Raw genomic sequence first — 19627 nt, 5'->3', positions numbered from 1 at the left:
TTCCGTTGAAAGACAAGAACCGGGGGAAGACCGATGGCCGACGGCGACAAGATCGCTCCGATGGAACTGGACGAAGCGAAAGCTCGCGAGCTGGAGGAGCAGTTCGATTCGGAGATCCGTTTCCGGCCGCTTGCTCCCCTCGCCGCACGGCTCGTCGGGGCGCTTCTGGTGGCGCTATCCATCTTCCACTATTACACAGCCGGTTTTGGACTGCTGTCGGAAGTTTTGCACAGAGGCATCCACCTTTCCTTCGTGCTCGGCCTCATCTTCCTGGTCTTTCCCTTCTCCCGCAAAGGCTATGACCAACCCGCCAATGCGGGCCTGATCCGGCCGCTGGGCATCTCGCTCTTCGACTGGGCACTCGCCATCGGCGCCGTGGTCGCCGTCATGCATGTCCCCTTCATTCCACTTGATGATCTGGCCTTCCGGGTCGGCAATCCAACGACGACGGACGTAGTTCTTGGCGGCATCCTCATCCTGGTTCTTCTGGAGGCAACCCGCAGGTCCGTCGGCTGGCCGCTGCCGATCATCGCCATCCTGTTCATGGCCTATTCGCTTTATGGGCCATCCATGCCCGGCATCCTGGTGCATCCGGGCGCCACGGTCTCGCAACTCATCAACCATCTCTACCTGACGAGCCAGGGCATCTACGGCATCGCCCTCGGCGTCGTCGCGACCTACGTGTTTCACTTCGTGCTCTTCGGCGTCTTCGCGACCCGCATCGGCCTTGGCCAGCTCTTTCTGGATTGTGCTGCATGGGTAGCGGGGCGCTATGCCGGCGGCCCCGCCAAGGTATCCATCTTCGGCTCCGCGCTATTTGGCATGATCTCCGGCTCTTCCGTCGCCAATACGGTGACGGTTGGCTCGCTCACCATCCCGGCGATGATCCGCATGGGCTACAAGCGTCCCTTCGCGGCCGCAGTCGAAGCGGCTTCCTCCACCGGGGGCCAGATCACCCCGCCGATCATGGGGGCTGCCGCCTTCCTGATGATCGAGTTCCTCAACCTTCCCTACACGACGATCATCCTTGCAGCCATCGTTCCTGCCTTCATGCACTTCTTCGGCGTTCTGGTGCAGGTGCATTTCGAAGCAAAGCGCAGCGGCATGCGCGGCATGACGCGCGAGGAGATGCCGGACCTCACGGAAGCCTTCAAGCGTGACTGGCCGACGGTAATCCCGCTCGTCGTGCTGATCGGGGTTCTGCTGTCCGGCTACACACCATACCTCGCCGCCTTCTGGGGCATTACCCTCTGCGTTCTCGTCGGCCTCTTCAATCCGCGTCGCCGCATGTCATTCACGGAGCTCTTCGAAAGCCTTCGCGACGGCGCCAAGTATGCGCTTGCGGTCGGTGCCGCGGCGGCGACTGTCGGCATCGTCGTCGGCGTCGTTACGCTCACCGGCGTCGGGTTCAAGATCTCCTACATCGTGACGACCACGGCCGCCCAGATCGCTACCTTCATCGGCACGTTCATGCCGGCCGACTGGTTCGGGCCGCAGGCGCTGACGCTGCTCTTCACCCTGATCATGACGGGTGTCGTCTGTATCCTGATGGGCTGCGGCATCCCCACCACCGCAAACTACATCATCATGGCGACGATCGCCGCCCCGACGCTCGGCATGCTCGGCGTCGAGCCGATCGTGGCGCACTTCTTCGTCTTCTACTACGGGGTGCTCGCCGACATCACACCGCCGGTGGCGCTTGCCGCCTACGCGGCTGCGGGGATGGCCGGGGCTGACCCCTTCAAGACGGGCAATACCGCGTTCAGGCTCGGGCTCGGCAAGATCCTCGTCCCCTTCGTCTTCGTCTTCTCGCCGTCGCTGCTGCTGGTGACCGCGGACTTCACCTGGAGCAATTTCCTCGTTGCCTTCATCGGCTGCACGCTCGGCATCACCTTCCTGGGTGCCGCCCTCTCCGGCTACATGCTGGTCCGAACGGTCTCATGGGAGCGGCCCCTGTTGATTCTTGCGGCCATTCTGCTCGTGGTGCCCGAATTGACGTCTTCGCTTGTCGGCGTGGCGCTCGCCCTGCCGGTGCTCTTCCGGCAGTTCACGGCCTACCGGAGCGGCGCTCTCGCCTTGTAGCGAATCAGCCGGGCAAGTATCATGATCAATACCCGTGGCGATCCCCGGCAGATCTGCCACGGTCAAATCATCTCGTTCGGTTCGGCGCGTTAGTTTTCCACAGGCGGACGCAGGCTGTGGAGATCGGCTATGGCGCTGATTAGTTCGCCGGTCGTCCCTCGCTCCGCCGCAATCTTCTGTATGATCGCGCCGAACCCGAAGACATTGAATGGATGCCATGCAGGACGCAGTACGCAAGCTGACGGCGCTCAGCAACAAGGATGCCGAGCCCCACTACCGGGAAGCCCCCAACAACATCGAGGCGGAGCAGGCGCTGCTGGGCGCCATCCTCGTCAACAACGATGCCTATTACCGGGTGTCCGACTTCCTGAAGCCGGTGCATCTCTATGAGCCGCTGCACCGGAAGATCTTCGAGGTTGCCGGCGACATCATCCGCATGGGCAAGACGGCAAACCCCGTCACCATCAAGACCTTCCTGCCGGCCGACGAGCGGGTCGGCGACCTGACGGTGGCTCAGTACCTCGCCCGTCTGGCGGCCGAGGCCGTATCGATCATCAACGCCGAGGATTATGGTCGCGCGATCTACGATCTGGCGCTTCGCCGCGCGCTGATCACCATCGGCGAGGACATGGTCAACATCGCCTATGACGCGCCGCTCGACATGCCGCCGCAGACACAGATCGAGGATACGGAGCGGCGGCTTTTCGAATTGGCCGAGACCGGCCGCTACGACGGCGGTTTCCAGTCCTTCAACGATGCCGTCGCTCAGGCGATCGACATGGCCGGCGCCGCCTTCGAGCGCGACGGGCATCTTTCGGGCATCTCGACAGGCATCATGTCGCTGGACGGGAAGATGGGCGGCCTGCAGCGGTCCGACTTGATCGTGCTTGCCGGACGTCCGGGCATGGGCAAGACCTCGCTTGCAACCAACATCGCCTACAACATCGCCGCCGCCTACGAGCCGGAGGTCCAGGCCGACGGCAGCTCCAAGGCGAAGAATGGCGGCGTCGTCGGCTTCTATTCGCTCGAAATGTCCGCCGAACAGTTGGCGACCCGTATCATCTCGGAGCAGACGGAAGTCTCCTCCTCCAAGATCCGCCGCGGCGACATCACCGAAGCTGACTTCGAAAAGCTCGTGGCCTGCAGCCAGATGATGCAGAAGGTCCCCCTCTTCATCGACCAGACGGGTGGTATCTCGATTGCCCAGCTTTCCGCCCGTGCGCGTCGCCTGAAGCGGCAGCGCGGCCTCGACTGCCTCGTGGTCGACTATATCCAGCTCATGACCGGCTCCGGCAAGGGCGGCGACAACCGCGTGCAGGAGATCACCCAGATCACCACGGGCCTCAAGGCGCTCGGCAAGGAACTGAACGTGCCGATCATCGCGCTCTCGCAGCTGTCGCGTCAGGTGGAAAGCCGCGAAGACAAGCGCCCGCAGCTCTCCGACCTTCGTGAATCGGGTTCGATCGAGCAGGACGCCGACGTGGTGCTCTTTGTGTTCCGCGAGGAATACTACGTGAAGAACATGGAGCCGCGGGATCCGCATGACCCCAAGTATCCGGAATGGGAAGCCCACATGGACAAGGTGAAGGGCACGGCTGACGTGATCATCGCCAAGCAGCGCCATGGTCCCACCGGCACCGTCAAGCTCGCCTTCCAGTCGGAATACACGCGCTTTGCGGACCTCGCCGACCCGAGCTTCACCCAATACGAAGAGCACTGAGACGAAAGCCAGCAGCTAGCAGGTGGACAAGAGTGGCGGCAGCGGCTAGCCCTGCAGCCGCGCCCAACCACGCATCGTCTCCAGCTTCACGTGACTTTCATGATCGATCCAGATGAAATGCCTGAACTTCCAGATCCGTTCGACATCGCCCCGGTGCGACTGACTGTTGATCTCGGGGCCCTTGCCGAAAACTGGCGGGACATGGCGGAACGCTCGGGTAGTGCGCGCACTGCCGCCGTGGTCAAGGCAGATGCCTATGGCCTGGGCCTGGAGGACTGCGGAGCGACGCTCTACGAGGCCGGCGCGCGCGATTTCTTCGTCGCGATCGTGCAGGAAGGCGTGACGCTGCGCGCATACGCACCCGAGGCCCGCATCTTCGTGCTCTCGGGAATATGGCCCGGGCAGGAGCGGATGTTCTTCGAGAACGACCTGGTCCCGGTAATCGCCTCCGAGGAACAGCTTGCCTTCTGGATGGGCGTGATTGCGGAATACGGGGACTACCCCTGCGCGCTGCAGGTGGACACCGGTTTCAATCGTCTCGGCCTCCCGATGCAGGACGCGCTGGCGCTGGCGGAAGATGTGTCGCGTCCCGCCAGCTTCTCGCCAGTGCTGGTCCTGTCACACCTCCACAGCGGCGATACGCCATCGGCGGCCAGCAACAAGGCACAGCTCGAATCTTTCCGGCAGGTTAGCGCCGCATTCGAAGGTATCGAATCAAGTCTTTCGGCGTCGGCCGGGATCTTCCTCGGCCCCGAATACCATTTCGACCTGACCCGGCCCGGCATCGCGCTCTACGGCGGCGAGGCCGTGAACGGCATGAAGCCGTTGCGGCCGGTGGCGACAGCGGAAGCGAGGATTGTACAGATCCGGGAGGCAGCAGTCGGAGGTACCGTCAGCTACGGCGCCACCCATCAGTTGGAACGCGCCAGCCGGCTTGCGATCGCGTCCGTGGGCTATGCAGACGGCTACCTCCGCGCGCTGTCCGGATCCGGCATCCCCCTTCGTACCGGCGGGATCGCGGGCGGCTTCGGCTTCATTGCCGGTCATCACGTGCCGGTCGTCGGACGCATCACCATGGACCTGACAATCTTCGACGTGACCGACGTCCCAGACGGCGCTGTGCGCAGTGGCGACTACATCGAATTGTTCGGCCCGAACATGCCGGTCGATGAGGTCGCCCGCGCCGCGGGAACAATTGGCTACGAAATGCTGACGAGCCTCGGCCTGCGCCACGAGCGCCGTTACCTCGAAGCGGAATGACGGCGGTCTTGCCAAGGCCAGCCTGCTACGCTACAGCTTTTGTTCCTTTTTTGTTCCTTTCGTAAGCTGAGCGGCGACAGATCCATGGCCAAGCCCAAGACCCAATTCGTGTGCCAGAACTGCGGCACCGTCCACTCGCGCTGGGTCGGGAAATGCGATGGCTGCGGCGAATGGAACACCATCGTCGAGGAAGACCCGATGGGCGGGATCGGCGGCGGCCCATCGCGGGCGCCGAAGAAGGGCCGACCTGTTGCGCTCACCACGCTTTCCGGCGAGACGGAGGAAGCTCCTCGCATCCATTCCGGCATATCCGAACTCGACCGCGTCACCGGTGGCGGCTTTGTCCGTGGCTCGGCGGTGCTGGTCGGCGGCGATCCGGGGATCGGCAAGTCTACGCTCTTGATGCAGGCCGCGGCTGCCCTGTCACGACGAGGCCATCGGGTCATCTATGTCTCGGGTGAAGAAGCCGTTGCACAGGTGCGGCTGCGGGCACAGCGGCTCGGTGCAGCGGACACGGAGGTGCTGCTCGCGGCGGAGACCAACGTGGAGGACATTCTTGCCACTCTAGCCGAAGGCAAGCGGCCAGACCTCGTCATCATCGATTCCATCCAGACGCTCTGGAGCGACACAGCCGATTCCGCTCCCGGCACCGTCACGCAGGTTCGCACCGGCGTGCAGGCGATGATCCGCTTCGCCAAGCAGACAGGGGCGGCCATGGTGCTCGTCGGGCATGTCACCAAGGAAGGCCAGATCGCCGGGCCACGTGTCGTAGAGCACATGGTCGACGCGGTGCTCTACTTCGAGGGTGACCGCGGCCACCACTACCGCATCCTGCGCACCGTCAAGAACCGCTTCGGCCCGACTGACGAGATCGGCGTCTTCGAAATGTCCGACATAGGGCTTCGCGAGGTCACCAATCCATCCGAGCTCTTCCTCGGGGAGCGGAACGCAAAGTCTCCGGGTGCTGCCGTCTTTGCCGGGATGGAGGGAACGCGTCCGGTGCTGGTCGAGGTTCAGGCGCTGGTGGCACCCACATCGCTCGGAACGCCACGACGCGCGGTCGTGGGCTGGGATTCGTCGCGGCTGGCGATGATTCTCGCCGTGCTCGAGGCACATTGCGGCGTGCGGCTGGGCCAGCATGACGTCTACCTCAATGTCGCAGGCGGATACCGGATCACCGAGCCGGCTGCGGACATCGCCGTGGCATCGGCACTGGTCTCGTCGCTCGCCGGGACCGCCCTCCCCTCCGACTGCGTCTATTTCGGCGAGATCAGCCTCTCGGGGGCCGTCCGGCCGGTCTCCCAGACCGCGCAGCGCCTGAAGGAGGCGGAGAAACTCGGCTTCGCAGGTGCCCTGTTGCCGGCAAGCTCTGCCGAACTTCCGAAGTCCTCCGCGAGCCGCTGGACGGAGATCGAGGATCTGCCCGACCTCGTAAGCCGCATCGCTGGCTCCGCTACCCGGCTTGCGAAAACGCAAGAAGATGATTGATCTTCCGTTACCCGCACCACTGTTGTAAGAGACAGCCGGAACGCGGGGGGCCGTGGCCACGGCCAAGTCTTGGAGTACATCTTACATGCCCATCACGATCTTTGACGGCATCGTCATCGGCGTCACGCTGTTTTCTGCCGTGCTTGCCATGGTTCGCGGCTTTTCCCGCGAGGTGCTGTCGATCGCAAGCTGGGTCGGCTCCGTGGCGGCCGCCTACTACCTCTATCCACTGCTCGTGCCCTACGCGCAGAACTACACGACGGACGACCGCATCGCGATCGCCGGGTCTGCCGGCATCATCTTCCTCGTCGCGCTGATCATCATTTCCTTCATCACTTCGCGGATCGCCGACTTCATCATCGACAGCCGCATCGGCGCGCTGGATCGTAGCCTCGGTTTCCTGTTCGGCGCCGCGCGCGGCATCCTGCTGCTGGTCGTCGCCGTCGCCTTCTGGAACTGGCTGGTCGATGTCCGCTCACAGCCGGAATGGGTGAGCCAGTCGAAGTCGAAGCCCTTCCTAGACACGCTGGTTGGGCGCCTGCAGGCCGTGCTGCCGGAAGATATCGAGCCGCAGATCCGTGCCCGCATCACCGGTCAGGAGGAGGTACCGGCCGATGGCGCACCTGCCCAGGGCCAACCGCCGGCGGAGACCGCTCCGGCCGAAGACGCCCCTGCGACAAATAATTGACGTTTTCTCGCGCTTGATGCGCGGCCAGGCATCACCACTTGTGCTAGTATTGATGAATACACTGGACCGAGCTGGCGACGGGGGACCTCCTCCCCGGCCGGCTCTTCCATTTTTCCGAGAGGCAAGGGCCAGCAGATGAACGAGCCGGTTTCGCAGACAACCGCAGATGACCTTCGTGGTGATCTCGACGGTGACACGCTTCACGAGGAATGCGGCGTCTTCGGCATTCTCGGCCATCCCGAAGCAGCGACACTGACGGCACTCGGTCTGCACGCCCTGCAGCACCGCGGCCAGGAAGCAGCCGGCATCGTCTCCTTCGACGGCCAGCGCTTTCACTCGGAACGCCGCATGGGCCTCGTCGGCGACCACTACACCGACCCGGTCACCCTCGCGAAACTGCCCGGCACCATCGCCATCGGCCACGTCCGCTATTCGACCACCGGCGAAGTGGCGCTGCGCAACGTCCAGCCGCTGTTCGCCGAACTCGAGGTGGGCGGCATTGCGATTGCCCACAACGGCAACTTTACCAACGGCCTGACGCTGCGTCGCCAGTTGATCGCCGGCGGCGCCATCTGCCAGTCGACCTCCGACACGGAAGTCGTCCTCCACCTCATCGCCCGCTCGCGCTATACCTCGACGGCCGACCGCTTCATCGACGCGATCCGGCAGATGGAGGGCGGCTATTCGATGGTTGCGATGACCCGGACCAAGCTGATCGCCGCCCGCGATCCGACCGGCATCCGGCCGCTGGTCATGGGCGAGTTGGACGGCAAGCCGATCTTCTGCTCCGAGACCTGTGCGCTCGACATCATCGGCGCGAAGTACATCCGCGACGTGGAGAACGGTGAGGTCATCATCTGCGAAGTCCAGCCGGACGGCTCGATCGAGATCGACGCGCGCAAGGCAGGCAACCAGCAGCCGGAACGCCTCTGCCTGTTCGAATATGTCTACTTCGCACGGCCGGACTCGGTGGTCGGCGGACGCAGCGTCTATGTGGCGCGCAAGAACATGGGGATGAACCTCGCCAAGGAAGCGCCGGTGGAGGCCGATGTCGTCGTCCCCGTGCCCGATGGCGGCACGCCAGCGGCGCTTGGCTATGCTCAGCAGAGCGGCATCCCGTTCGAATACGGGATCATCCGCAACCACTATGTCGGCCGCACCTTCATTGAGCCGACGCAGCAGATCCGCGCCTTCGGAGTAAAACTAAAGCACTCCGCCAACCGGGCGATGATCGAGGGCAAGCGTGTCGTGCTGGTGGACGATTCGATCGTGCGGGGAACCACCTCGCTGAAGATCGTCCAGATGATCCGAGATGCCGGTGCGAAGGAAGTGCATATCCGGGTTGCCAGCCCGATGATCTACTATCCCGACTTCTACGGCATCGACACGCCGGACGCCGACAAGCTGCTCGCCAACCAGTATGACAGCCTGCAGGCGATGTGCGAATACATCCGCGCCGATTCGCTGCAGTTCCTGTCGATCGACGGACTTTACCGCGCCGTTGGCGGCGAGCCGCGCAATCCGGCCCGTCCGCAGTTCACCGACCACTATTTCACCGGCGACTACCCCACCCGGCTCCTCGACAAGAACGGCGAAGCCATGGGCAACAAGGTCTCGATGCTCGCCAGCAACGGCTGAACCGCGGCAACTCGCCTGTTTCCATCTGAGCCCAAAGGCACTAGAAGGCTGCGGCAACGCGGCCTCTTTCCTTGCCGCGGCAGGAAACGGGACAGCACATGACGATCAACCTGAAGGACAGGATCGCTCTGGTGACCGGCGCTTCGCGCGGCATCGGCTATTTCACCGCACTGGAACTGGCAAAGGCGGGGGCGCATGTCATTGCCTGCGCCCGCAGCGTCGGCGGACTGGAAGAGTTGGACGATGCAATCAAGGCCGAAGGCGGATCCGCCACGCTCGTACCGTTCGATCTGACCGACCTGCAGGCCATCGACCAGCTCGGCGGGTCGATCTTCGAACGCTGGGGCAAGCTCGACATCCTCGTTGCCAATGCCGGCATCCTGGGCGTGATCTCGCCGATCGGGCATATCGAAGCGAAAGTGTTCGAGAAGGTGATGCTGACTAATGTCACGGCCACCTGGCGGCTGATCCGCTCCGTCGAGCCGCTGCTCCTGAAATCGGACGCCGGACGGGCGCTGATCCTCTCCTCCGGCGCGGCCCACAAGTGCCGGCCATTCTGGGGCGCCTATTCCGCGTCGAAGGCGGCCGTCGAGGCACTGGCCAGAACCTGGGCCGCCGAACAGCAGCGAACGGCTCTGCGCGTCAACTCCATCGATCCGGGCGCGACGCGGACCTCCATGCGTGCACAGGCGATGCCGGGCGAAGACCCGAACACGCTTCCACATCCTTCAGATGTGGCGCAGGCCATCCTGCCCCTCGCCTCTCCGGAGATGAAGGAGACCGGGCGGCTCTTCGTGGTGCGCGAGAACAGGTTCGTCGACTACCGCATGCCGGAATGATCGTTGCGGCAGGGGCGGCCGGAGCGCAATACTTGCCTCCGACTGCCTTGACCGTCGCCTCGCCGCGCGCCATAACACACGCATGAAAACGGCGATTTCCATTTGCGGGATCATTATTCGCTAGCGCACCGCGCTGGCCCGGCCGTTTTCGTCTCTCGAAAAGCCTGAAGACAAACGACCCGGTCCCGCCGGCGGCTTGCTGTCAGGAGAATTCGATGAGCGTTGCGCTCAAGCTCTACAATACACTGACCCGCGAGAAGGCCGAGTTCCGGCCGATCGACGCGAAGAATGTCCGCATGTATGTCTGCGGCCCGACGGTCTACGACTATGCCCATATCGGCAATGCGCGACCGGTGATCGTCTTCGACGTGCTCTACCGCCTGCTGCGCCATGTCTATGGTGCCGATCACGTCACCTATGCCCGCAACATCACCGACGTCGACGACAAGATCAACGCACGGGCTCTGCGCGACCATCCCGGACTGCCGCTGAACGAGGCGATCCGGCTCGTGACGGAAAAGACCGAGACCCAGTTCCACGAAGACGCGAAGGCTCTCGGTTGCCTCGAACCGAACATCGAGCCGCGTGCAACCGACAACATCCCGCAGATGATCGAGATCATCAAGCGGCTGGTCGCCAAGGGCCACGCCTACGTGGCCGGTGGCGAAGTGCTGTTCGATACGAAGTCGATGAGTGATTACGGCCAGCTTTCGAAGCGCCCGCTCGACGAGCAGCAGGCCGGCGCCCGCATCGCCGTCGACGCGCACAAGAAGAACCCGGGCGACTTCGTGCTCTGGAAGCTTTCCTCCGAGAACGAGCCGGGCTGGGACAGCCCTTGGGGCCGCGGTCGGCCCGGTTGGCATATTGAGTGCTCCGCCATGAGCGGCCGCTATCTCGGCGAGGTTTTCGACATCCACGGCGGCGGGCTGGACCTGATCTTCCCGCACCACGAGAACGAGATTGCCCAATCACGCTGCGCCCACGGCACGGACGTGATGGCGAATGTCTGGATGCACAACGGCTTCGTGCAGGTGGAAGGCCGCAAGATGTCGAAGTCGGAAGGCAACTTCATCACCATCCATGACCTCCTGCACACGGATAAGTTTGGCGGGCGCCAGTGGCCCGGAGAGGTGCTGCGGCTCGCCATGCTGATGACCCACTACCGGGAGCCGATTGATTTCTCGGTCAAGCGGCTGGAGGAGGCGGAGCGTTTGATCGCCAAGTGGCCTATTCCGGAGGCGTTCGAAGGCGAACCCGATCCGACGATCCTCGATGCGCTTTCGGATGATCTGAACACGGTTGCAGCAGTGCAGGAACTCCATGCCCTGGCTCATGCCGCCAAAGCTGATCCGTCCAAGTTGCCTGCCTTCGCAGCGAGCGCCGCCCTTCTTGGCGTCGTTCCGAAAAAGACGGAAATCGACGAGGCGGTCGCCTCCGCCGTCGATGCGCTCGTCGAAATGCGGCTTGAAATGCTGAAGGCGAAGAATTTTGCCGAGGCCGACAAGATCCGCGATGATCTGTCAGCCAAGGGCATCCAGCTCAAGGACGGCAAGGACCCGGCGAGTGGAGAACGGGTCACGACCTGGGAGGTCAGGAGATGACGCAGGTTCACATGGGCGGCTGCCAATGCGGCGCCGTACGGTACCGCGCGGAGGGCGAGATCGGCTTTCCGCATGTCTGCCATTGCCGCATGTGCCAGAAGGCGGCAGGAAACTACTTCATGCCGTTCGGAGGCGTGAAGTACGAGAACTTCACGCTGACCCGCGGCGAGCCCACCTGGTTCCAGTCCTCCGCCACCGTCCGCCGTGGCTTCTACCGACAATGCGGAACGCCGCTCTTCTATGACGGCGGGCACGACCATATCAGCATCACGCTGGGCTCGCTGGATGATCCGGAGAGCGTGAAGCCTGAACTGCAGACGAACCTCGTTCGCAAGATGCGGTGGTTCGGCGAGCTCGACACGTTGCCCCACGACGAGCGCATGGACACATCGGCAGAGGACGATGCCGACATTGCAGCGAGCAGCCGCCAGCATCCCGATCACGATACGGACAAGTGGTCATCGGAGGGACGCTCATGACAATTCCCGTTTACACCGGCGGGTGCCAGTGCGGTGCGACCCGCTTCCGGATCACCGGGCAGGTCAAGGGGTCCTCGATCTGCCATTGCCGCATGTGCCAGAAGGCTTTCGGAGCCTTTTACGCACCATTGATCGATATCGGTGAAGCGAAACTCGCGTGGACCCGCGGTGAGCCCAAGCATTTCCAGTCGTCGAACCACGTCAAGCGCGGCTTCTGCCCAGGGTGCGGCACTCCCCTCACCTACGAGGCTGCCGAGGGCGTGGCGATCGCGACAGGGGCGTTCGACGATCCGTCAGGGCTTCCACCGACCATTCAGTACGGCACCGAGGGGAAGCTGGGCTTCGTGGATCGGCTGCACGAGCTGCCGAAACGTCACACAACGGATGATATCGAAGCAGCGCCCTTTCTCGCCGAGATCGTCTCCTACCAGCATCCCGACCACGATACCGAGACTTGGCCCGAAGGAGACAAGCCATGACCGACAACCCGAACAAGATGCCGAAATGGCTGCTCTACGGGCTGATTGGAAAAGGCCTGCTGGTGACGCTGATCACTGCCGCCATCCTCGCTTACGCATTCCTCGGCTGAACAGTGCCGGGTACCTTACCTCCAAAAGAGCTTAGACATGACGCAGGTCCTTCGCACCCTTTACCCGGAAATCGAGCCTTACGAGTCAGGTCATCTCGATGTTGGTAACGGCCATTCGATCTACTGGGAGCGCGTCGGCACGCGAGGCGCCAAACCTGCCGTATTTGTGCATGGCGGCCCTGGTGGCGGCTTCGGGCCGGGCAACCGGCGTCTCTTCGATCCGGTACTCTACAACGTCCTGCTGTTCGACCAGCGCGGCTGCGGAAAATCGACGCCCTATGCATCGCTGGAGGCCAATACGACTTGGCACCTCGTCGCCGACATGGAGAAGCTGCGCGAGATGATGGGCGTGGAGCGCTGGCAGGTCTTCGGCGGCTCGTGGGGCTCGACGCTTTCCCTTGCCTATGCGGAAACGCATCCGGAACGGGTGACGGAACTTGTGCTTCGCGGCATCTACACGCTGACCCGCGCCGAACTCCTCTGGTACTACCAGTTCGGCGTTTCGGAGATGTTTCCCGACAAGTGGGAGCGCTTCATTGCGCCGATCCCGCAAGCCGAGCGCGGCGACCTGATGGCCTCCTATCGCAAGTACCTTACGGGGGATGACGAGGCGAAGAAGCGCGAATGCGCCCTTGCCTGGAGCACCTGGGAAGGCGAGACGATCACCCTCCTGCCGAATCCGGACTATTCCGCGCAGTTTCACGACCCCGACTACGCAATCGCCTTCGCCCGCATCGAGAACCACTATTTCGTGCATGCGGGCTGGCTGGAGGAAGGTCAGCTCGTGCGCGACGCGCACAAGCTCAAGAATATCCCGGGCGTCATCATTCACGGGCGCTACGACATGCCCTGCCCGCTGAAATATGCCTGGCAGTTGCACAAGGCCTGGCCCCAGGCTGATTTCCACATCGTAGAAGGTGCGGGCCATGCCTATCTCGAACCGGGCATCACCGACCAGCTGATCAGGGCGACGGACCGGTTCGCCGGAAAGACGGCATAGGGTTCAATGGCCGCAACAGGCGGCGGAGGACGGCACATGACGCGGGAACGCATCTATCTCTTCGACACGACGCTCCGGGACGGGCAGCAGACACCAGGCGTCGATTTTTCCGTCGAGGACAAGATTGCGATTTCGGCCATGCTCGACAATTTCGGTCTCGATTATGTCGAAGGCGGGTATCCCGGGGCCAATCCGACCGATACCGCCTTCTTTTCGGATAAGCGGACGCAGAGGGCCAGCTTTGTCGCGTTCGGGATGACCAAGCGGGCCGGCGTTTCCGCCTCCAATGACCCTGGACTTGCAACGCTGCTGCAGGCTCGCAGCGACGCGATCTGTTTCGTCGCAAAAAGCTGGGACTACCATGTCCGCGTCGCCCTCGGCTGCTCCAACGAGGAGAACCTTCAGTCGATCCAGGAGAGCGTCGAGGCGGCACGAGCCGCTGGCAAGGAAGCACTGGTCGACTGCGAGCATTTCTTCGACGGCTACAAGGCAAATCCCGATTATGCGCTTTCCTGCGCAAGGACGGCTTACGAGGCGGGGGCGCGCTGGGTCGTGCTTTGCGACACCAATGGCGGCACCCAGCCGGCAGAGATTCGGGAGATCGTCGGCGCGGTCATCGCAGTAGGCATTCCGGGATCATCCCTCGGCATCCACGCCCATGACGATACCGGCCAGGCGGTCGCCAACTCGCTCGCCGCCGTCGAGGCGGGCTGTCGGCAAATCCAGGGAACGCTGAACGGCATCGGCGAACGCTGCGGCAACGCCAATCTGGTGACGCTGATCGCCACCCTGTCGCTGAAGGAGGGCTATTCCAGCCGCTTCGAGACCGGGATCGACGCGGTGCGGCTTGAGGGGCTCACCAATCTCAGCCATGCCTTTGACGAGTTGCTGAACCGGTCGCCGAACCATCAGGCACCCTATGTCGGCGCCTCCGCCTTTGCGACGAAGGCCGGTATCCATGCCTCCGCACTGCTCAAGGACCCAAGAACCTACGAACACGTGGCGCCTGAAAGCGTCGGCAACTTCCGCAAGGTGATGGTCTCCGACCAGGGCGGCAAGTCGAACTTCATCAATGCCCTGAAGCGACGCGGCATCGAGGTTGGCAAGGACGACCCGAAGCTCGACCTGCTGATTTCCGTCGTCAAGGAGCGAGAGGCAACCGGCTATGCCTATGAGGGTGCCGACGCCAGCTTCGAGCTTCTCGCCCACCGGACGCTGGGCACCATTCCGGAATTCTTCACCGTCGACAGCTTCAGGGTGATGGTGGAGCGACGCTTCGACGCCAATGGCCGCATCAAGACTGTCTCGGAAGCGGTGGTGAAGCTCGATGTCGATGGCGAGCAGGTCATGTCGGTCGCCGAGGGTGACGGCCCGGTAAACGCGCTCGACCTGGCATTGCGCAAGGATCTCGGAAAATATCAGGCCGAGATTTCCGACCTCGTCCTCGCCGACTTCAAGGTGCGTATCCTCAACGGCGGCACTGCCGCCATCACGCGCGTGCTGATCGAATCGACCGATGGCGACGGAACGCGCTGGTGGACGGTCGGGGTGTCGGAAAACATCATCGACGCCTCTTTCCAGGCACTGACCGATTCGATCGTCTACAAGCTGATGAAGAACCGCCACATGGCGGGGCGGATCGCAGCGGAATAGCTACGGCTCGCGCTTCGAGAGGCCCCAACCCTCTTCCGAATACCACTCGTCGTCCTCCGGCGGACGGCGCCACCGCAACTGCCGCACCTGGTCCGCGATGCGGCGCCGGAAGGCCGCCTCCAGGCCCTCCCGACGGCTGGCCGGCGGCGGCTCTTGCCCTTCGGCAAACACGAAAGACGCCGGCTGCAGGAAGCGGGCACCGTAGCCTGCCGGGCGCCGGTCGATCAGGAGAAACCCGGCCATGCTCGTAAACGGCAACTGCTCCCCGTTGGCACTACGGGCCGGGATCCCCAGCGGGAACAGGAGGCGACCGCCGGGCGCAAGTTGATCGACCCAGGCCGCAGCCGGATGGTCCAGCGCGAAGTTGACATAGACGACGTCGACAGCCGCTTGCGGAAATACTAGGGCATCACCGTGAATGACCGTGACATTGGCTCGGTTATGGAGGGCCCCTGCTGCCTTGCCGGCCAACTCCCCGTCGTACTCAACGGCGGTGACATGACCTGACGGCCCGACCAGTTCAGCGAGTATCGCAGTGTAGTAACCGGTCCCGGCGCCGAGATGGGCGACCCGTTCCCCCGGTCGAACTCCCAGCTGGTTCAGCGCACCGGCGTGGAGGGAGGGGACCCCGTTGTTGACGTGGCGCGCCGGATCCAGCGCCACGAGCATGTCCTGGTAGAGAACGACTGGGTCGTGCGAGGCCAGTTCGCGGTAGGTCGAGAAATCACTGTAGAACCACGGCGGAGGTCCGAAGAAAGGCTCCCGTTCGACGGATGCCAGAGCATCGAGCAGGCGAGGGTCGTTGGCCACCCCAGCCTTCGCGAGCACCTGCCGCGCAAATAGCTGGCGATGAGGGGGCTGCTCTTCGAATTTCATGAGGCCTCCTGTTTTGCTGGCATGGCGACTGCCTGGAATTCATGACTTCGATCAACTCTTCACGCAAATGAATTGGTTCCTTCTTGGTGTGAGGAGTAGATGGCAACCATAAGCAGAAAAGACGATCGGAAACATCCATGGCCACCACAGACGCGCCCGCCCCGGCCGAGAACGAGGATTCCGCCCGCGGCTTCGCCTTCGCGCTGACGGCCTATTTGCTGTGGGGTTTCCTGCCGATCTACATGAAGGCGGTTGCACACATGTCGCCTTTCGAAGTCCTGGCGCACCGGGTGGTCTGGTCAGTTCCGGTCGCTGGGATCGTGCTGCTGATCCTGCGCCGGACATCGGAGCTGAAGGCTGCGTTCCGGTCTCCGCGGACGCTTATGATGGCTGGGTTGACCGCGGCGCTGATTACCGTCAATTGGGGCGTTTATGTCTGGGCGATCTCGGTCGATCGCGCGCTGGACACCGCGCTCGGCTATTTCATTAACCCGCTGTTCAGCATCTTCCTGGCGGCCGCGCTGCTCAAGGAGCGCCTGCAGCCCGTACAACTCGTCGCGATCGCCCTGGTGGTCGTCGCTGTCGCGATCCTGACCTACGACGCCGGAGGGCTTCCCTGGGCTTCGCTGGTCCTGACGGTCAGCTGGGGGTTCTATGCCTTCTTCCGCAAGACGCTTCCCGTGGGGCCAAACCAGGGCTTCTTCCTCGAGGTGCTGATCCTCACGCCGTTCGCCCTCGCCTACATCGTCTATGCAGAAATGTCCGGCAGCGGGCATCTCATCCACTCCAGCACGTCGGACACGCTCCTTCTTGCGGCGACCGGCGTCATCACCGCGGGACCACTGATGATCTACGCCAATGGCGCAAAGCTGCTCCGGCTCTCGACCATCGGCATCATGCAGTATATCGCGCCGACCATGATCTTCCTGATCGCGGTCTTCGTGTTCCACGAGCCGCTCAGCATGGTGAAGCTCGGCGCCTTCGTTCTGATCTGGTCGGCGCTCGCCATCTACAGCTGGTCGATGCTGATGCAGGCCCGCGGCAACTGAGGACCCAACCTGGGGACCAATGCTTCCCTAGAGCCTTGAAATCACCGCTTCCTCCCCAGGGGTCAGGGTGACGTCGCTGGCCCGATCCAGGATCGCGGGTACGATGTCCTCGACATCATCGATGACCAGAGGCTGGACGAGGTGCGCGCGGTGGATGAACCCCTGCTCCCGCATGTGGTCGACGAGATCGAGCATCGGATTCCAAAAGCCGCCGATATTGGCGAAGACCATCGGCTTCTCGTGCCGGCCAAGCTGCGCCCAGGTCATGATCTCGACGATCTCCTCAAGAGTGCCGATGCCGCCCGGAAGGGTAACGAACGCATCCGAACGTTCGAACATGGCGTGCTTGCGAGCATGCATGTCCTCCGTGACGATCAGTTCGTCGAGTTGGCCGAGAGAATGACGGGTGGCCTCCATATCCACGAGAAACTCTGGTATAATACCTGTCACCTGCCCGCCATTGGCTAGCACGCCTGCGGCGACTGCGCCCATGATGCCCTTGGTACCGCCGCCATAGACGAGGCGCAGGCCGTGGGCGGCGATCGATTTTCCGAGCGCGTGGCCGGCCGCTATGTAGGCAGGGTCGCGGCCAGGCTGGGAACCGCAATAGACGCAGATTGACTGAATGGACACCATCGACTCCAGAAACGAACATGAGAGCGAGCCGCGAATGCGGTCATCTGCAAAAGTGGCGGGAAACGGCCGGAACGGCAAGCCCGCGAAGAGCGAAAAGCTTGTTAAGCCAGTAGGAAACGGGTAATCCGAACTGGTGGCACATCCGCCCGGAGACGAATGAACATGAGAAACCGCGCCGGCTGGCTGGCTCTTTCCGTACTCGCAGTCGCGACGCTGCTGATGGTCTTCTTCGTGCTGCCCAGGATCTCCGACGAAGGCCAGCAACTCACCGACAAGATCAACGAAGCCGGCGAGATGGTCAAGGAGGCGGTGACCCAGAAACAGGAGACGGAGATCGGAAGCGCTGCACCGGCGACGGGCGCCTCGACCGACGTCGCCTCGGCGCCGCCGATTGCCACCCCTGCCGACGCCCCACAGCCGCCTGCCTCTGCTCCCGTCCCCGAGGCGGCATCGCAGGCACCCGCAACTTCCGCCGCACCCGCATTCGATGTCCTGCGTGTCGAGCCGAACGGGTCCACCGTGATCGCCGGCCGTGCTGAACCCGATGCGACGGTCGAGGTCGCAGCCGGCGACAAGATCATCGCCGCCATCAAGGCAGGCCCAAGCGGAGATTTCGCGATTGTGCTCGATCAGCCCTTGCCGGCCGGCGACCATCAACTGGTCCTGCGCGCGACCGGCAAGAATGGCGAGACGGTACTCTCTGATGAAACAGCGACCGTCTCGGTACCGGAAACCGAGGATGGCAAGCTGCTCGCCATGGTCACCAAGCCGGGCAAGGCCAGCCGCCTGATAAACGTTCCGGCAGCGGGCAACACGGATACGGATTTAGCGTCCGTCGATACCGGCAACGCGTCGCCTGCATTTCCCGAACTGCCCGGCGCCGCCTCCGACCTCGTTGCTACGGCGCCACCGATCTCACCGACCCTTCCGGCCGCCGCGCCCGAATCGCCCCGTGCTCAGACTCCTGTGGCCGATATTCAGATCAGCGCCGTCGAGATCGAAGGCAGCCGCCTGTTCATCGCCGGTCGCGCCCCCTCCGGCGCTTCCCTTCTCGGTTTTGCCAACGACCAGACCGTCGGGCGGGCCAAGGCCACGAATGACGGCAACTTCGTCATCGAGGGTGTCATCGATCTGCCGGTCGGCAATCATACGATCGCGGTCGAACTGATGGACGGCGCAGGCAAGACCGCGCTTCGCGTCGAGGTTCCGTTCAACCGGCCGGCTGGTGCCCAGGTCGCGGCCGTAGCCGGGCAGAATGGCCCAGGCTCGGTCTCGGCGATCGATGACGGCGCTTTCGACAAACTTCGCAACGAAGCAGCACGGGCATTCGCCCTGCTGAAGGGACTCTATGAGAACGGAAGGCAGCCCTCCGCGGAAGAACTCGCCGCGGCACGGTCAGGCACCGTCATCGCGCTCAAGTCGCTATCCGAATACCGGCTGCCGGCCGGGGCAAGCGCGGATGCGCGCGACATAGTCGACCAAGCCGCAAGACAGGCCGGCGAGGCGCTAGCGGCGATCGATGGCCTTCCGGCTCAGCCAGAGGCTGTCGGAACTGCGCTTCCCGAGCTCGCTTCAACAATCGAAGCCGCCGTAGGACCGGTGATCGCCGAGAGTGGTGACATCGGTAACGGAGCCTCCGAACAGGCGGCGGCGACAGGCCCTAAGACCATTGAGCAGGCACCGCTGACGCAGGCGCGGAATTCCGTCATCATCCGCCGCGGCGACACGCTGTGGCAGATTTCACGGCGGGTCTACGGCCAGGGCGTCCGCTACACCACGATCTACCTCGCCAACCAGGACCAGATCAACAATCCGGACCTGATCGAGCCCGGCCAGATCTTCGGCGTGCCGGACGAGGCGCTCCCGGATGCGGAAGAACTGCACCGCAAGCGCCTGCAGAAGCAGCAGCGCTAACCCCCGACCTTGATATGTTCAAGGTCGGGACATTTCCTTTCCGGCCTTGCACAGACCCGCTCCCGGTCGCGTCCTCTTGCATCGCCTGTGCCCGCACCTTAAGTCCGCAACAGGC

Annotated in this window: 16 protein-coding genes; 14 read left to right on the top strand and 2 right to left on the bottom strand. The window is 63.3% G+C overall.

Annotated elements, in window-relative coordinates:
* Positions 1–33 precede the first annotated feature (33 nt).
* The 12 genes from FN060_RS03685 (at position 34) to cimA (ending at position 15037) form a co-directional block, all read left to right on the top strand.
* Positions 34–2082 carry a TRAP transporter permease gene (locus FN060_RS03685; RefSeq protein WP_142586916.1) on the top strand — a complete coding sequence of 683 codons (2049 nt, stop codon included), beginning with the start codon at positions 34–36 and terminating at the stop codon, positions 2080–2082.
* Positions 2083–2299: 217 nt separating this feature from the next.
* Positions 2300–3802 (top strand): replicative DNA helicase, encoded by a 1503-nt coding sequence (locus FN060_RS03680; protein WP_142587118.1) that lies wholly within the window; start codon positions 2300–2302, stop codon positions 3800–3802.
* Positions 3803–3901: 99 nt separating this feature from the next.
* Complete coding sequence (gene alr, locus FN060_RS03675; RefSeq protein WP_142586915.1) at positions 3902–5062, top strand: alanine racemase; 1161 nt, start codon at positions 3902–3904, stop codon at positions 5060–5062.
* A gap of 84 nt (positions 5063–5146) precedes the next feature.
* Positions 5147–6550 (top strand): DNA repair protein RadA, encoded by a 1404-nt coding sequence (gene radA / locus FN060_RS03670; RefSeq protein ID WP_142586914.1) that lies wholly within the window; start codon positions 5147–5149, stop codon positions 6548–6550.
* Between the two features lie 85 nt (positions 6551–6635).
* A complete protein-coding gene (locus tag FN060_RS03665; protein ID WP_142586913.1) occupies positions 6636–7238 on the top strand; it encodes a CvpA family protein in 603 nt (200 codons plus the stop codon).
* A gap of 135 nt (positions 7239–7373) precedes the next feature.
* Positions 7374–8876 (top strand): amidophosphoribosyltransferase, encoded by a 1503-nt coding sequence (gene purF / locus FN060_RS03660; RefSeq protein ID WP_077547049.1) that lies wholly within the window; start codon positions 7374–7376, stop codon positions 8874–8876.
* A 98-nt stretch (positions 8877–8974) separates the two neighbouring features.
* A complete protein-coding gene (locus tag FN060_RS03655; RefSeq protein WP_142586912.1) occupies positions 8975–9715 on the top strand; it encodes an SDR family NAD(P)-dependent oxidoreductase in 741 nt (246 codons plus the stop codon).
* Between the two features lie 215 nt (positions 9716–9930).
* Positions 9931–11316, top strand: a complete 1386-nt coding sequence (gene cysS, locus FN060_RS03650) for a cysteine--tRNA ligase (protein ID WP_142586911.1) — start codon at positions 9931–9933, stop codon at positions 11314–11316.
* On the top strand, positions 11313–11795 hold the full coding sequence (locus FN060_RS03645) for a GFA family protein (protein ID WP_142586910.1): 483 nt from the start codon (positions 11313–11315) through the stop codon (positions 11793–11795). Before cysS ends, FN060_RS03645 begins: the two co-directional genes overlap by 4 nt.
* Positions 11792–12274 (top strand): GFA family protein, encoded by a 483-nt coding sequence (locus tag FN060_RS03640; protein ID WP_210310722.1) that lies wholly within the window; start codon positions 11792–11794, stop codon positions 12272–12274. The genes FN060_RS03645 and FN060_RS03640 overlap by 4 nt, the downstream gene beginning before the upstream one ends.
* Positions 12275–12421: 147 nt before the next feature.
* Positions 12422–13384: a prolyl aminopeptidase gene (pip, locus tag FN060_RS03635; RefSeq protein ID WP_142586909.1), complete on the top strand. Its 963-nt coding sequence runs from the start codon at positions 12422–12424 to the stop codon at positions 13382–13384.
* Between the two features lie 36 nt (positions 13385–13420).
* Positions 13421–15037, top strand: a complete 1617-nt coding sequence (cimA, locus tag FN060_RS03630; RefSeq protein ID WP_142586908.1) for a citramalate synthase — start codon at positions 13421–13423, stop codon at positions 15035–15037.
* Here cimA and FN060_RS03625 read toward each other — a convergent pair whose 3' ends face one another.
* A complete protein-coding gene (locus FN060_RS03625) occupies positions 15038–15913 on the bottom strand; it encodes a protein-L-isoaspartate O-methyltransferase family protein (RefSeq protein WP_142586907.1) in 876 nt (291 codons plus the stop codon).
* Between the two features lie 137 nt (positions 15914–16050).
* Between FN060_RS03625 and rarD the strand changes: the two genes are divergently transcribed.
* On the top strand, positions 16051–16962 hold the full coding sequence (rarD, locus tag FN060_RS03620; RefSeq protein WP_142586906.1) for an EamA family transporter RarD: 912 nt from the start codon (positions 16051–16053) through the stop codon (positions 16960–16962).
* A 27-nt stretch (positions 16963–16989) separates the two neighbouring features.
* Here rarD and FN060_RS03615 read toward each other — a convergent pair whose 3' ends face one another.
* The gene (locus FN060_RS03615) at positions 16990–17598 is read right to left on the bottom strand and encodes an LOG family protein (protein WP_142586905.1); all 609 of its coding nucleotides are present in this window, start codon (positions 17596–17598) and stop codon (positions 16990–16992) included.
* Between the two features lie 162 nt (positions 17599–17760).
* On the opposite strand from FN060_RS03615, the gene FN060_RS03610 reads away from it, so the two are divergent.
* On the top strand, positions 17761–19512 hold the full coding sequence (locus FN060_RS03610) for an Ig-like domain-containing protein (RefSeq protein WP_142586904.1): 1752 nt from the start codon (positions 17761–17763) through the stop codon (positions 19510–19512).
* Positions 19513–19627: the final 115 nt, after the last annotated feature.

Origin of the sequence: Pseudorhizobium halotolerans, from assembly GCF_902153235.2 — a bacterium.
Classification (GTDB): Bacteria; Pseudomonadota; Alphaproteobacteria; order Rhizobiales; family Rhizobiaceae; genus Neorhizobium; species Neorhizobium flavum.
Note: the sequence above shows the minus strand (reverse complement) of the source record. Positions and strands in the feature narration are given on the sequence as shown.